General features: G+C 66.6%; 15 protein-coding genes. 7 read left to right on the forward strand and 8 right to left on the reverse strand.

Annotated elements, in window-relative coordinates; genetic code table 11:
- From RJ03_RS38135 to RJ03_RS20410, 4 genes are all read left to right on the forward strand, one after another.
- A partial coding sequence (locus tag RJ03_RS38135) for a hypothetical protein (RefSeq protein WP_218000982.1) occupies window positions 1–223 on the forward strand: 223 nt, incomplete at its 5' end.
- 670 nt (window positions 224–893) lie between these two features.
- Window positions 894–1,223, forward strand: coding sequence for a hypothetical protein (locus tag RJ03_RS20400; RefSeq protein WP_036504839.1), 330 nt, complete (start codon window positions 894–896; stop codon window positions 1,221–1,223).
- Complete coding sequence (locus tag RJ03_RS37275; RefSeq protein ID WP_157163462.1) at window positions 1,220–1,786, forward strand: hypothetical protein; 567 nt, start codon at window positions 1,220–1,222, stop codon at window positions 1,784–1,786. The genes RJ03_RS20400 and RJ03_RS37275 overlap by 4 nt, the downstream gene beginning before the upstream one ends.
- Before the next feature lies 1 nt (window position 1,787).
- Complete coding sequence (locus RJ03_RS20410; protein ID WP_036504843.1) at window positions 1,788–2,063, forward strand: hypothetical protein; 276 nt, start codon at window positions 1,788–1,790, stop codon at window positions 2,061–2,063.
- A 56-nt stretch (window positions 2,064–2,119) separates the two neighbouring features.
- On the opposite strand, the gene RJ03_RS20415 is transcribed toward RJ03_RS20410, so the two are convergent.
- Together RJ03_RS20415 and RJ03_RS20420 are read right to left on the reverse strand one after the other, a co-directional pair.
- Window positions 2,120–2,491 carry a PPOX class F420-dependent oxidoreductase gene (locus RJ03_RS20415; RefSeq protein ID WP_036504845.1) on the reverse strand — a complete coding sequence of 124 codons (372 nt, stop codon included), beginning with the start codon at window positions 2,489–2,491 and terminating at the stop codon, window positions 2,120–2,122.
- A 68-nt stretch (window positions 2,492–2,559) separates the two neighbouring features.
- Window positions 2,560–3,984 carry an acyl-CoA synthetase gene (locus RJ03_RS20420; RefSeq protein WP_036504847.1) on the reverse strand — a complete coding sequence of 475 codons (1,425 nt, stop codon included), beginning with the start codon at window positions 3,982–3,984 and terminating at the stop codon, window positions 2,560–2,562.
- A 164-nt stretch (window positions 3,985–4,148) separates the two neighbouring features.
- Here RJ03_RS20420 and RJ03_RS20425 point away from each other — a divergent pair, with 164 nt between their 5' ends.
- Window positions 4,149–4,997: an oxygenase MpaB family protein gene (locus RJ03_RS20425; RefSeq protein WP_036504848.1), complete on the forward strand. Its 849-nt coding sequence runs from the start codon at window positions 4,149–4,151 to the stop codon at window positions 4,995–4,997.
- A gap of 68 nt (window positions 4,998–5,065) precedes the next feature.
- On the opposite strand, the gene RJ03_RS20430 is transcribed toward RJ03_RS20425, so the two are convergent.
- The gene (locus RJ03_RS20430; RefSeq protein WP_036504850.1) at window positions 5,066–5,710 is read right to left on the reverse strand and encodes a TetR/AcrR family transcriptional regulator; all 645 of its coding nucleotides are present in this window, start codon (window positions 5,708–5,710) and stop codon (window positions 5,066–5,068) included.
- 166 nt (window positions 5,711–5,876) lie between these two features.
- Here RJ03_RS20430 and RJ03_RS20435 point away from each other — a divergent pair, with 166 nt between their 5' ends.
- Window positions 5,877–6,743, forward strand: a complete 867-nt coding sequence (locus RJ03_RS20435) for an oxygenase MpaB family protein (protein ID WP_036504852.1) — start codon at window positions 5,877–5,879, stop codon at window positions 6,741–6,743.
- A 1-nt stretch (window position 6,744) separates the two neighbouring features.
- On the opposite strand, the gene RJ03_RS20440 is transcribed toward RJ03_RS20435, so the two are convergent.
- The 5 genes from RJ03_RS20440 to RJ03_RS20460 all read right to left on the reverse strand — a co-directional run bounded on the left by RJ03_RS20440 (window position 6,745) and on the right by RJ03_RS20460 (window position 13,784).
- Complete coding sequence (locus tag RJ03_RS20440) at window positions 6,745–7,713, reverse strand: proline dehydrogenase family protein (protein ID WP_036504854.1); 969 nt, start codon at window positions 7,711–7,713, stop codon at window positions 6,745–6,747.
- 34 nt (window positions 7,714–7,747) lie between these two features.
- On the reverse strand, window positions 7,748–9,385 hold the full coding sequence (gene pruA, locus RJ03_RS20445) for an L-glutamate gamma-semialdehyde dehydrogenase (RefSeq protein WP_036504856.1): 1,638 nt from the start codon (window positions 9,383–9,385) through the stop codon (window positions 7,748–7,750).
- Between the two features lie 112 nt (window positions 9,386–9,497).
- Window positions 9,498–10,604 (reverse strand): succinyldiaminopimelate transaminase, encoded by a 1,107-nt coding sequence (dapC, locus tag RJ03_RS20450; RefSeq protein WP_036504859.1) that lies wholly within the window; start codon window positions 10,602–10,604, stop codon window positions 9,498–9,500.
- Window positions 10,605–10,618: 14 nt separating this feature from the next.
- Window positions 10,619–10,942 (reverse strand): ferredoxin, encoded by a 324-nt coding sequence (fdxA, locus tag RJ03_RS38140; protein WP_030514872.1) that lies wholly within the window; start codon window positions 10,940–10,942, stop codon window positions 10,619–10,621.
- Window positions 10,943–11,171: 229 nt separating this feature from the next.
- Entirely contained in the window at window positions 11,172–13,784 is a 2,613-nt protein-coding gene (locus RJ03_RS20460; protein WP_083871208.1) for a bifunctional FO biosynthesis protein CofGH, read from the reverse strand.
- 186 nt (window positions 13,785–13,970) lie between these two features.
- On the opposite strand from RJ03_RS20460, the gene RJ03_RS20465 reads away from it, so the two are divergent.
- Window positions 13,971–14,271, forward strand: a 301-nt coding sequence (locus RJ03_RS20465; RefSeq protein ID WP_036504857.1) for an LLM class flavin-dependent oxidoreductase, incomplete at its 3' end; no start/stop codon positions are given.

Below are 14,271 nucleotides of genomic sequence, written 5' to 3' on the forward strand. Positions count from 1 at the left end.
CCCTTGTCGCAAGCCCAAGCAGTTGTGGAAGCTCGGTACGGCTGTACAGACGCATCTACCGAACCCCCTGGACGAGCGCAATCTCGACGGCGGCCTCATGATCCGGAATATTCATGATCTCCAACGCTTCCGCGTCATCGACAAGATCACCTCGGACGAGGTAAGTGCCGTGACCTGTGTCTTCGAAGACCGGAAACCGGGTGCCCGGAACGGCGAGGCCTAACAGCTCGTGCGGAATCTCGACACACGCGTCCTCTCCAGTTCGGTACCCCTGGATCACGATGCGCTGCTGATCGTCGGGCTGCCACAACCGGGGTGACCCGCCATCGCCGCTACCGCCGCCAATGAACGTTACTCGCATGTGAGGTCCAATCATTCTTGAAGGATCGGTATGCATGCGAGGTTAGTGCATGTCAACGCGACGTTCCAGAAATTGAATAAGAATATTCTAGAATATTCCTTGCGGTTGGGTGCTCCTGATTCTTACGGTCGGTTCACCCCGGCGCCGGGTGGTCGCCGATCCGGCGCATCGGTGCTCGAACGGCCGACACCGATGGTCTCAGCCCCGGCGCCGGGTGATGGCAATCGACTATTCCCGGAGGGATGCCACCGTGAGAACCGAGGAATCGAGTGCACACCGAAACTCGATCGGACAAACACACCAACCCATCGCTGTCACCTGGGCCCCTACTGGCGTATGGGAGCGATGCTCGTGATCTGGCTCCTGGTCGGCAGCATTCTTCTTTCGATCGCGATCTACACAGCGATCGTCTGCTGGCCGCAGCGAATCCCGAAAGTTCGTAATCCGCAGGGGGTTCGATGCGCATCAGAGGTCCAGTGCGATGACGTGTAGGCGAACTTGCGCTGCAGACGACGAGACTGAGCCGCGCGCGATGGCTTACGTCTGCGTCGACCTGATCGCGACCATGTCCGATGTCGATCGGGCCGCACGGCAGGTCGCGGCACGGCTCGGATATGTCTACCTCGGGATGACGAAAAGCAGCAGCATGATCGATCCCGGAGTATTGCCCGAACACATCAGGACGCACGTGGTCGAGTTGCTGATCGTGCCCGACATGGCGCACCTGCGCGGCAAAGTCCCGCCCGAGCTTGCCGAGGTCACCGACATCCACGATCTGGCAACCGGCCACACCTACGAGCGGGAGGGTGCGTACGCACCCGACGAGGGGCATCGGCCGAACCCGTTGGCGGCACCGTCATGAAACCTGCACTGCCACAAAGTCGCCCGTCGGATGAAACCCAGACGAGCTGGTCAGCGAGCATCGCACTGCTGGACAGCTTGCTCGCTGCCCTGCAGGCATGGCAGCCCTCCCAGCTGCCGCCCGCTGCCCCCACCGAGCAGGACATTGCCGTGCTGGCAGCTCTCGGAACGAAGGTGCCGAACCACAACTCCAGTCCGCTCCGCGGGCATGACAACAGACCGATAGACAAGACAGGGGGAACGATGCGCATCGGAGCAATCACCATCATCAGTGCTGCTCTGGCGGCATTGGCGGGGACCGTGATCACGGCCTCGCCTGTGCACGCCGCGGCGAAGTCGTGCAATCTCGGGTTCATGCCCACGAAGCCGACCGTCGGGGTCGGCTCGATCATCGGGAACGCCTGGGCGGCCTGCGATGTCCCGCCTGAACGTCATGAATTGCGGCTCGCCCTGCAGCTTCGGACTCGCGACGGCTGGCAAGGACAAGCACTGATCAGGTTCGACTTCGTCGACTCCAGCATCGAGCGGATCGTCACCGCCGAGGAATGCGCGAGAGGGAACTGACATGCCGATGACCCAGGGGCGATACGGCGACAGCACCGAACACCACCGCTTGTTCTGGTTACGCCACAACGCCGGCCAAGTGCTGCGGTCGCTGCGGCGCGACCCCCGTGACGAAGGCGGCGGATACACGATGCACCGGGAATTCGGTGCGTGGGTGTTGCGGCCGGTGTCGGGGTGGCGGTCGCTGCGATGGATCACTCCTCCAGTCGACAAGGTGCGCTCGGTGCGTGATCGCGATGCCGCGGCGGACTACTACGCGGCAAAGTTTGGGGTATAGCCGACTTTGTACCAACGCCCCACCCGGCCCGGGTGGGGCGTTCCGCATCAGCGCTCCTATTCGATTCCGAAGGCCAGCACGCGTTGCGGGGTGATGCGGATCAACTCGCGCGAGTCGCCGTCGAGGTAGGTGTCCACATCTCGCAAAGCCTGTGCCACGCCGCGGATTTCGAGGCAGCGCACCTGCCATGGATTCACCGAGGCGATATCGTCCACGACGAAGGCGACCCGCTCCTCCTTGCCGAGGTTGCGGAACTTCTGCGAGGCGCCCATGTTGTGGCCCGCGATGTCGATGGTGCCGAGGGCTTCGTTGTAGCGGAAACCCACCGGGTTGTTCTGCGGCGATCCGTCCGGGCGGATGGTGGCCAGCCGACCCAGGCGTTGGCCCGCCAGATACTCGATCTGGGCTGCAGACAGCGTTGCGATCATGCGCCGACCTTAGAACCTCGAGTGCGGTACAGGTCAACCCGGCACGTTCCCGGCACCGGATCGATACGTCAGCGCAGCAGCTTCTTCTGGACCTTGCCCATCGCGTTGCGCGGCAATTCGGTCACCATCAGCACCTCACGCGGGCGTTTGTGCGCCGAGAGCTGCTGGACGACGAAGTCGACGAGTTCGCGCTCGGAGATCGCGGTGTCGGGTCGCGGCACGACGTAGGCCCGGATGCGCTGCCCCAGATCCGCGTCCTCGATCCCGACCACGGCGACCTCGGCCACACTCGGGTGGCCGAGCAGACAGGTTTCGACCTCGCCGGCCCCGACGCGATACCCGCCGGATTTGATCAGATCCACCGATTCGCGCCCGACGATGCGATGGAATCCCTCGGCGTCGATCGCCGCCACGTCGCCGGTGACGAACCAGCCGTCCTCGGTCCAGCTCTCGGCGGTGGCCTCCGGCCGGCCGAGATAGCCGTCGAACAGCATGGGCCCGCGCACCTGCAGTCCGCCGATACTCTCGCCGTCGTGCGGAACCGGCGCCCCCGCCTCGTCGCGCAACCGGGTCTGCACACCCGTCACCGGCAGGCCGACCCACCCCGGCCGGCGCTCGCCGTCGGCCCGGGTGGACAGGGTGATCATGGTTTCGCTCATACCGTAACGCTCCACCGGCGCCTGCCCGGTCAGTTCGCGCAGCCGTTCGAAGACCGGAACCGGCAGCGGCGCACTACCGGAGACCAGGAGCCGGGCATTCGCCAATTCCTTTGCAGCGTCCGGATCTTCGGCGATGCGTGACCAGACCGTCGGCACACCGAAGTACATGGTTCCGCCTGCCGCGGCATAGGCGGCCGGAGTCGGTTTACCGGTGTGCACGAGCGGGCTGCCGATCCGCAGCGGCCCCAGCACACCGAGGATCAAACCGTGCACGTGGAACAGCGGAAGACCATGTACCAGAACATCTTTCGAGGTCCACGACCACGCCTCGAACAGGGCGTCGAGACCGGCCGCGATGGCGCCGCGACTGAGCACCACCCCCTTGGGCGCCCCGGTGGTCCCCGAGGTGTAGAGGATGAAAGCCGTTGTGTTAGCGGCGGGTTCGGGATGGCTGTGCCACGAACGGGCGTGCTTGCGCACCGGGATCACCGGCAGCGTGGAGTTTCCCGGCGCCGCACCGAGCCAGGCCCGCGCCCCGGAATCGGCGAGGATGTGGTCCAGTTCGGCCGATCCGGCGTCCGGCGGCACCGGCACGGCGGCGACCCCGGCGATCAGGCAGCCGAGGATGCCCAGCATGGTGGTGGCGGTCGGGCGGGCGAGGATAGCGACGCGGCCGGCCCCGGCGATCCGTTCGGCCACCGAGGTCGCGGCGCCGACCAGATCGCTGCGCGAGAGCGTCTCACCGTCGATGGTGACCGCATCGGGAATGTCGTAGCCGGCGGCCACGGCGGCCGGATTCAGCGAGGGCAACAGCGGCAGCGAACCGTAGGACATCGGGCCAACCTATCAATCGGGCCCATCGCATCGGCACCGTCGGCACTCTTCCCTGCCGGGCGGCCTGTTGCGAATTCGTCTCGTCGTCGCGCGGCCGTTGACAGCGCAGTGAGGTGGTGAGACTGTCGAAGTGCAGTCTTCTCACGCGGAGATGGGGGTCGACGATGACCACGTCCATTCGCACGTCGCCCGGGCAACCGGTCGCCGAATACGATGTCGCGGCGCACCTGGACGGTTCGGCCGCCTTCTTCGGTGCCGCGGTCAACGTCATCATGCAGCTGTCACTCCCGCCCGTCGGCTACGGCGTGGTGGAGAGCACCGTCGACAGCGGCAAGGTGATGCTCCATCCGGTCAAACGCACCCGCACCACGCTGACCTACCTCGCCGTGGCCATGCTGGGCAGCGACGACGAGCGCGCCGTCTACCGCGCGGCGGTGAACTGGCAGCATCGCCAGGTCCGCTCGACCGCGCAGAGCCCGGTCAAGTACAACGCCTTCGATCCGAAGCTGCAGCTGTGGGTGGCAGCCTGCCTGTATTGGGGTTCACGCGACCTCTACGAGCGGATGCACGGCCCGATGCCGGAGCAGGAGGCCGAGGCCTTCTACCGCCATGCCGCCCGGTTCGGGACCACACTGCAGATGCCGCAGGCGATGTGGCCGGCCGATCGCGCCGCCTTCGACGCCTACTGGAACCGGCAGCTCGCCGAGGTCCGCATCGATCCGGTGATCCGCGCGTACTTCGACGATCTGGTGGATCTGAAGATGTTCCCGCCCCCGATTCGCTTGGCATTCGGGCGATTTCACCGCTGGGTGGTCGCCGGATTGCTGCCGCCGAATCTGCGCGCGCAGATGGAGATGCCGTGGACGGCGTCCGACGACCGCCGCCTGGCCCAGCTCCTGCACGCGGTCGGCGTGGTGGAGGATCGAGTCCCCAAGCAGCTCAAGATGTTTCCGGTCAACGCGTATATGTTCGACATGCGAGTCCGGCGCCGCCTGGGGCTGCGACTTGTGTGAGTGCCCCGGCTCGTGGGCGCGATCCGGAAGGCGTGGCGGCGCCCCGGGCGACTGGAGAACCGGTAGGACTAGGGGATCCGGAAACCGGGAACCACGTGGTCGCGGGCGAACCGCCGGCAGGCGGCCTCGTCGTCGACCGGGATCAGCGTCTGCGGAGTCAGCGCGAGCGAGAGCGCGTTGCGGGCGACCAATTCGGCCAGCGGCAGCGGATCGTACTGCGGCAGTTTGCCTTCCGTCTGCAGGCGGGTGATGAATTCGGCGACGTAGTCGCGCCCCAGCTCGATCACCGGCGCGCCCTGCACGGTGAGATAGGGCAAGACGACCTCCGGTTCGGTGGTCAGCAGCCGGTCCAGCAGTTTGTTGCCACGCAACCCGTCCAGGAAGGCGACGAACAGTTCGACGATCTGATCCTCGGCGCTGGCGTCTCGATCGATCTGGCGCTGCACCGCGGCGTCGACCTGTTCCACGAACTGGCGCGCCTGCCACAGCCCGACGGCCTGGATCAGATCGGACTTACCCGCGAAGCGCCGGTACAACGTCGCCAGCGACAGCCGCCCACGCCGCGCGACCTCGACCATGCTGGTGCGTTTGATGCCGAAATCCAGGAAAGCCAGCAGCGCCGCGTCGAGTACCGTGGTCTGATTGCGGTCCTCCGGACCCGCGCCACGCACCAGTGGCAGGAGCCGAGTCGACAGTTTGGTCGAGCCGGTCATGGTCGTTCCTCTCCTTCACCCGGGTCGCGGACACGGTGACGCTCTCATCATCCCACATGGTCAGCGGCCCTGGTTGACATGATGCCACACCGATGAGAAGGTTTACACGAAAGCTTCTCATATTCTCTCGCCGATCCGGCGGGGAGGAACAGGAGACGAGTCGACGATGACCGCCCCCCTGCGCGCGACCGACTACGAGCCCGAGGTTCCGGGCGACGAACTCACCCGGGAGACGGTGCGCGAACACATCGACGGCGTGGCCGCCTTCCTCGGCGGCGCCGCGAACGTGATCATGCAGCTCAGCCACCCGCCGGTCGGCTACGGCGTCCTGGAGAGCACGGTCGACAGCGGCAAGGTGACCCTGCATCCGATCAAGCGCCTGCGCACCACGCTGACCTATCTGGCCGTGGCGTGGCTGGGCAACGACGAGGACGTGCAGAGCTATCGGGAGGCGGTCAATGCCTCGCACCGTCCCGTGCATTCGGGTCCGAACAGCCCGGTCAAGTACAACGCCTTCGATCCGAAGTTGCAGTTGTGGGTGGCGGCCTGCCTGTACTGGGGCGTCGACGATCTGTACCAGCGCATGCGCGGACCGATGGATCCCGAACTCGCCGAACGTTTCTACCGCTACAGCGTCCGGCTCGGTACCGGTCTGCAGATGCGTCCGGAGATGTGGCCGGCCGACCGGGACGCGTTCTACGCGTTCTGGGAGGAGAACCTCGCGACGAAGACCATCGACGAGCCGGTGCGCCGCTACTTCAACGATCTGATCGATCTGAAGATGCAGCCGCGCTTGATTCAGTTGCTGGCCGGGCGTTTCCACCGGTTCACCGTCACCGCCCTGCTTCCGCAGCACCTGCGCGACGAGATGGGTATGCGCTGGACCGCACGCGACGAACGCCGGTTCCGGTTCATCCTGCGCTCGATCTCAGCGGTGTGGACGCGGATGCCCACGGTGATCCGGGTCTTCCCGTTCAACTTCTATCTCGCGGATATGCGGTTGCGCCGGCGCTTCGGCCGGCCGCTGGTCTGATTCAGCGCTCGGCGAGGGCGCGGAAGAAGAAGCCGAGGTTGGCCGGGCGTTCGGCCAGCCGCCGCATCAGATAGCCGTACCACTGGTTGCCGTAGGGCACGTAGACCCGCACCGCGTGACCGGCCTCGGCGAGGCGCTGCTGTTCGATGGAGCGAATGCCGTAGAGCATCTGGAATTCGAAATCGCCCGGCGCGCGCCCGTTCCGAGCGGCCATGTCGTGCGCGGCGGCGATCATGACCGGATCGTGGGTGGCGGCCATCGGATATCCGGACCCGGCCATGAGCAATTCCAGGCAGCGCAGATACGACTCGTCCACATCGGCGGTGCGCTGGTAGGCGACGGACTCCGGCTCGCGATACGCGCCCTTGCACAACCGGATTCGCGCGCCCTCGGCCGCGGCGACGCGACAGCGATCCTCGGCACGGCGCAGATAGGTCTGGGTGGCGACCGCTAACCAGGGATAATCGGCACGCACCATGCGCACGGTCGACTCGGTGGTTTCGGTGGTGGTGTGGTCCTCCGCGTCGACGGTGATCCAGACCCCCGCCTGCTGCGCCCGCTCGCACAGCGTATGCAGATTCGCGGTGGCGATCTCGGGGCCGTCGAGCCCCAGCGACTGCCCCAGCGCGGACAGTTTCACCGAAACCTCCACCGGTGCAACGGATTGCACCGACCACGATCGGTTCCACCGGGCCTGGAGATTCCATCGGGCCAGGTCGTCGATCAATGCCAGATATTCGGCGACCGCGTCGTCGGCCATCAACCGCTCGGTCGTGTACTCACCGAGAAAGTCGACGCTCACCATCCGGCCGCTGTCGAGTAGCGCGGCGACGACCGGAGCGAGGTCGGTGCGCGTCTCACCGGCCACGAATCGATGCACAACCTCGGCGGTGACCGGAAACCCGGTGATCGCCCGCTTCATTCGCACCGAACCGGCGGCGGCGAGGATCGCGGGGCGCAGCGGGTTCATCGTCGCCTGCCGGGTAGGGCCACCGGTTCGCCGTTCATTCCGACTCCATGTGCGGATACCGGTAATCGGTCGGTGGCACGAAGGTTTCCTTCAGTGTGCGGGGCGCGACCCAGCGCAGCAGATTCAGATACGACCCGGCCTTGTCGTCGGTGCCGGATGCGCGCGCGCCGCCGAACGGCTGCTGACCGACCACCGCGCCGGTCGGCTTGTCGTTGACGTAGAAATTGCCCGCGGTGAAGCGCAGCGCGGTGGCGGCCCGGTCGATCGCGGCTCGATCGCGGGCGAAGACCGCGCCGGTCAGCGCATAGGGCGCCGCCGAATCCACTTCCGCGAGCATCGCATCGAATGCCTCGGGGTGATCGTCGTCGTAGACGTACACCGCCAGGATCGGGCCGAAGTATTCGGTGGTGAACGCCTCGTCACGCGGGGTATCGGCGAGGAGCACGGTCGGCTGGACGAAGAAGCCCTCGCTGTCGTCGTAGGTGCCGCCGGCGGGTATGCCCAGACCGGCCGCGCGGGCCCGCTCGATCGCGGCGACGTTCTTGTCGTAGGCGCGCCGATCGATCACGGCTCCACCGAAATTCGTCAGATCGGCCACGTCGCCGTAGCTCAGTTCGTCGACCTGGGTGAGGAAATCGTCGCCCATCTCCCGCCACAGCGAGCGCGGAATATAGGCGCGGGAGGCAGCAGAACATTTCTGTCCCTGATATTCGTAGGCACCGCGAATCAGCGCGGTACGCAAGGCATCCGGATCGGCCGAGCGGTGCGCGAGCACGAAATCCTTCCCGCCCGTCTCGCCCACCAGCCGCGGATATCCGTGGTAGTGACCGATATTCGAGCTCACCCGCTGCCACAGGTGCTGGAAGGTGCGGGTCGAGCCGGTGAAGTGGATACCGGCCAGGCGCGGATCGGTCAGCGCGGCCTCCGACAGTTCGATGCCGTCACCGGTGACCAGATTGATCACACCCGGCGGCAGCCCGGCCTCCTCGAGCACTCGCATCGTGTAATAGGCCGCCAGTGTCTGGGTGGGCGAGGGCTTCCACACCACGGTATTGCCCATCAGGGCCGGCGCGGTCGGCAGATTCCCGGCGATCGCGCTGAAGTTGAACGGGGTGATCGCGTAGACGAACCCCTCGAGCGGACGGTAATCCATCCGATTCCACACGCCCGCAGACGATTCCGGCTGCTGTGCCAGGATGTGGCTCGCGAAGGCGACGTTGAACCGCCAGAAGTCCACCAGCTCGCAGGGCGCGTCGATTTCGGCCTGATACACCGATTTCGACTGGCCCAGCATGGTCGCGGCGGCCACCGTCTCCCGCCACGGGCCGGCCAGCAGATCGGCGGCCCGCAGCAGCACCGCGGCGCGTTCGGTGAACGGCAGCGCCCGCCACTGCGGCGCCGCGGCCGTCGCGGCCTCGATCGCGGCCCGGCCTTCCTCCTGAGTCACATCGGCGTAGGTGCCCAACGCGTGCGCGTGCCGATGCGGCATCACGATCTCGGAGCGGGGCCCGGTCCCCGGCCGATGCTTGCCGCCGATCACCAGCGGCACATCGACCGTTTGCCCGGAAATTTCGGCAAGTTTGCCGATCAGTAGTTCTCGTTCCCGGCTCCCCGGCGCATACGAGTGAACCGGCTCGTTCGCCGGAGTCGGGACAACCGTGACAGCGTCCATAACGCCAGGCTAGTCCGGTCATGCCCCGATGCAGCGATAAACCGGCGAGTACGACGCGCGTCGCGTCGCCGGTCGATAGCTGACCGAGCCTGGGCGCGGCCCGGCCGCCGTCTCAGGCGGACAGCCGGACCGCCGCGGCCGCGATGCGCTCGTCGGTCGCGGTCAGGGCGATGCGCACGTGCTCGGTGCCGGTCGGGCCGTAGAAGTCACCGGGTGCGGCGAGGATGCCGCGTTCGGCGAGCCAGTCCAGGGTGGTGCGGCAGTTCTCGCCGCGCGTGGACCACAGGTACAGGCCGGCCTCGGAGTGGTCGATGCGGAAACCCGCCTCCACCAATGCCTTTCGCAGCACCTCGCGGCGGGCGCGGTAACGTTCGCGCTGCTGCGCCTCGTGCCGGTCGTCGGCCAGTGCCGCGGTCATCGCGGCCTGGATCGGATACGGGACCATCATGCCGGAATGCTTGCGCACCTCCAGCAGCTCCCGGATCAGCTCGATGTCGCCGGTCACGAAACCGGCCCGGTAGCTGGCCAGATTCGACGTCTTCGACAGCGAGTGGATGGCCAGCAGACCGGTGTGGTCGCCGTCGCTGACGCGCGGGTCGAGGATGGACACCGCCTCGGCGTCCCAGGTCAGGCCCAGGTAGCACTCGTCGGAGGCGACGATCGCTCCGCGTTCGCGCGCGAAGGCCACCACCTTGCGCAGATGATCGATGCCGAGCACCCGGCCGGTGGGGTTGGACGGCGAGTTCAGGTAGATCAGCGCCGGTGATTCCGGGCCCAGCCGGGTCATGCCGTCGGCGCGCAGAATTCGCGAACCCGACAGCAGCGCACCCACCTCGTAGGTCGGATACGCCACCTCCGGAATCACCACCAGATCCGCGGGGCCGAGGCCGAGCAGTCGCGGCAATCCGGCGATCAGTTCCTTGGTGCCGATAACCGGCAGCACCGCATCGGAGCCGATACCGGACATGCCGAAGCGGCGCGCCACCGCCGCCACGGCGGCCTCCCGCAGTTCGGGGGTGCCGTAGGTGGCGGGATATCCGGGTACGTCCGCGGCCGAGTCCAGCGCCGCGCGGATCAGCGGGTCGACCGGGTCGACCGGCGTACCCACCGACAGGTCGACGATGCCGTCGGGATGCGCCGCGGCGCGAGCCTTGGCCCCGGCGATGGTGTCCCAGGGAAAATCGGGCAGCAGACTGCTGACCCGCACACGATCGCGGATCACCGAAACGCTACCTACTCGTTCGCCATCGGCGGCAGCGCGGCGATGAACGGCACGTCGTAGTCGGTCTTGCCGACCTTGGTCGCGCCGCCGGGCGAGCCGAGGTCGTCGAAGAAGTCGACGTTGGCGTTGATGTACCCGCTCCACTGATCCGGGGTGTCGTCCTCGTAGAAGATCGCTTCCACCGGGCACACCGGCTCACATGCACCACAGTCCACGCACTCGTCGGGTTGGATGTACAGCATGCGATTGCCCTCGTAGATGCAGTCCACGGGGCATTCCTCGATGCACGCCTTGTCCTTCACGTCAACGCACGGTTCAGCGATGATGTACGGCACTGCCGTTCTCCTAGTCTGTCCTTGCCTGCGGGACACTTCCGCCCGCGCAACAGTATCCCGGCGACTCACATTACAACTGGTCAGCCTTGCCTAACTTGTCGATCCCGGCGGGATGCGACACACCGTGTCCGACGGTGTTCTCCAGACCGGTTCGCCGGGGCGGCCGGTGTGCGCGACGCCGCCTCCGGAGTTCCGCGACTCCGGTGCCGGAAGCGGCGCCGCGCCGCGATCAGCCGACCGTCAGCGGCAGGGCCGACACCTGGTGTTTCGGTATTCCGTAAGTGGTGGTGCGCTCCCGCACCGGGCGACCGATCCCGGCGCCGATCTCGACCAGTTCGGCCACCGACTTCGCCGAGCCGTGCTCCGATCCGGCCATCCGGGAAATAGTCTCCTCCATCAACGTACCGCCCAGATCGTTGGCGCCGCCGTTGAGCATCACCTGGGTGCCGGTGATACCCAGTTTCACCCAGCTGGTCTGGATATTGGCGATACGCCCGTGCAGCATGATGCGCGCCAGTGCGTGCGCCGCGCGGTTGTCCCGGATCGTCGGCCCCGGCCGCGACGCGCCCGCCAGATACAGCGGCGCGCTCTGGTGCACGAACGGCAACAACACGAATTCGGTGAACCCACCGGTCTCGTCCTGAATGCCGCGCAGCACCCGCAGGTGGCCGACCCAGTGCTTCGGATTGTCGACGTGGCCGTACATCATCGTCGAACTCGACCGAATGCCGAGTTTGTGCGCGGTGGTGATGACGTCGATCCACGCCGAGGTGGGCAGCTTGCCCTTGGTGAGCACCCAGCGCACCTCGTCGTCGAGGATTTCCGCGGCGGTGCCCGGAATCGTATCCAGCCCGGCCTCTTTCAGCGCCGAGAGCCAATCGTGCACGCTCTGCCCGCCGCGCGAGGCGCCGTTGACGATCTCCATCGGACTGAACGCGTGCACATGCATCGACGGCACCCGCTTCTTGACCGCCCGCACCAGATCGGCATACCCGGTGACCGGCAGGTCGGGGTCGATGCCGCCCTGCATACACACCTCGGTGGCGCCCTCCACATACGCTTCCCAGGCGCGTTCGGCCACCTCGTCGGCGGACAGGGTGAACGCGTCGGCATCGCCCTTGCGCTGCGCGAACGCGCAGAATCGGCAGCCGGTGTAGCAGATGTTGGTGAAGTTGATATTCCGGTTCACCACGTAGGTGACGTCGTCGCCGACGGTGTCGCGGCGCAGTTGATCGGCCAGGGCGGCGATGGCGTCGAGTTCCGCGCCGTCGGCGGTGGCCAGCGCCAGGTATTGGTCGTCGGTGAGCCCGGCCGGATCCTTCTCCGCGGCACGCAGCGCGCTCAGCACGTCGGTATCGAGCTTCACCGGTGCGCTGAGCGAAAGTACTTGTTCCCGAACGGTTTCCCAGTCGCCGAAGGCGCCGAAGCCGTCGCTGTCCAGCCCGGAATCGCTGCGGGACTCGGTGTTGCGGCCCTCGGTGTCGATGGCGGTGTTGAGATCCACCCGGCCCAGCGACTCCCAGGACTGGTCGGGTTCCTGCCACGGGTGCCCGGACGGATTCACATCGCGAGCCAGCCCGGTGCGCGGATCGGCCAGTGCGGCAACATGTCCCAGCACGCGCGGGTCGATCCAGGGATTGCCGGCGAGCACATATTTCGGATGCGCCGTCAATCGCTCGGTCAGCGTGTAACCGGCCTGTGCGGTCACCTCGGCGAGCACCTCGAGATTCGGCCACGGCCGCTCCGGATTCACATGATCCGGAGTCAGTGGCGACACCCCGCCCCAGTCGTCGATACCGGCGTCGATCAGGGCCCGGCACTCGTCGAGCGACACCAGATTCGGCGGGGCCTGAATCCGCATCTTGGGCCCGAGCAGCAGCCGGGTCACCGCGATCGTGGCGCGGAACTCCGCCAGATCGGCGTCGGGGGTGTCGCGCATGGCGGTATCGGACTTGGCCAGGAAGTTCTGCACGATCACCTCCTGCACATGTCCGAACGCCTTGTGCGACTTGCGGATCGCGAGGATCGAGTCGACGCGCTCGGCGTAGGTCTCACCGATGCCGACGAGGATGCCGGTGGTGAACGGAATGCTCAGCCGCCCCGCATCGGTGAGGGCACGCAGCCGCACCTGCGGATCCTTGTCCGGGCTGCCGTAATGCGCCTGACCACGCTCGGTGAACAGGCGCTCGGAGGTGGTTTCCAGCATCATGCCCATCGACGGGGCGACCGGCTTGAGCCGCGACATCTCCGCCCAGCTCATCACCCCCGGGTTCAGATGCGGCAGCAGACCGGTTTCCTCGAGCACCCGGATCGACATGGCGCGCACATAGTCGAGCGTGGAATCGTAGCCACGCTCGTCCAGCCACTGCCGCGCCTCCGGCCAGCGATCCTCCGGACGGTCGCCCAGCGTGAAAAGCGCTTCCTTACAACCCAATTCGGCACCCTTGCGGGCGATCTCGAGCACCTCGTCGGGTTCCAGATACATGCCGTGACCTTCGGCGCGCAGCTTGCCGGGCACCGTCACGAACGTGCAGTAATGACATTTGTCGCGGCACAGGCGGGTGAGCGGAATGAACACCTTGCGCGAATAGGTGATGGGCAGGGTGTCCCCGGAATACGTCTCCCGCAATCCCGCGTCCCGCACCCGCACCGCGGACGCGGACAGATCCTCGAGATCCGCACCGCGTGCGTGCAGGAGCACCACGGCCTCGTCGAGATTGAGCGTCGCCCCGTCGCGCGCACGCCGCAAGGCTCTGCGCATGGCCGAAGAACTCGGCGGAACGGGCGGTACACCAGGAGTCGGTAGCCCAGTGTGCGGTTGTTCGTTCACGCCGTCGATCATGCGCCAACCATCCGAGTGTTCTCCCTTCGGTGCCCTGTGACGTGAGACAACCCGGGGGCCTTCGCGGGTTATTCCTGCTTCCGGCGACCAGTTTGCCTCCGGGAATACAGCGTCCACGACTGTGCTGGTGAGAGCGCTACCGGCTAAAATTCCGGTCCCACCGGAAACAGACGAGGCGGCGATGCCATGCGATTCGGGTTGCACGGTCTGGGAATCGGCTCCGGATCCCGGCCGGAGATCATCGACGCGACCGCGCGGCAGGCCGAACGCCGCGGCTTCGGCACGCTGTGGTGCGGCGAGCACGTCGTGATGGTCGACGATTCGTCGTCCACCTACCCCTATTCCGACGACGGCCGCATCGCCGTCCCGGCCACCGCCGACTGGCTCGATCCGTTCACCTGCCTGACCTACGCCGCCGCGGTCACCTCGACCATCCACCTGGCCACCGGCGTCGTCCTCCTTCCCGAGCACAACCCGGTGATCACGG

It is taken from the genome of Nocardia aobensis NBRC 100429, assembly GCF_000308375.1.
In the GTDB taxonomy this organism is placed as follows: domain Bacteria; phylum Actinomycetota; class Actinomycetes; order Mycobacteriales; family Mycobacteriaceae; genus Nocardia; species Nocardia aobensis.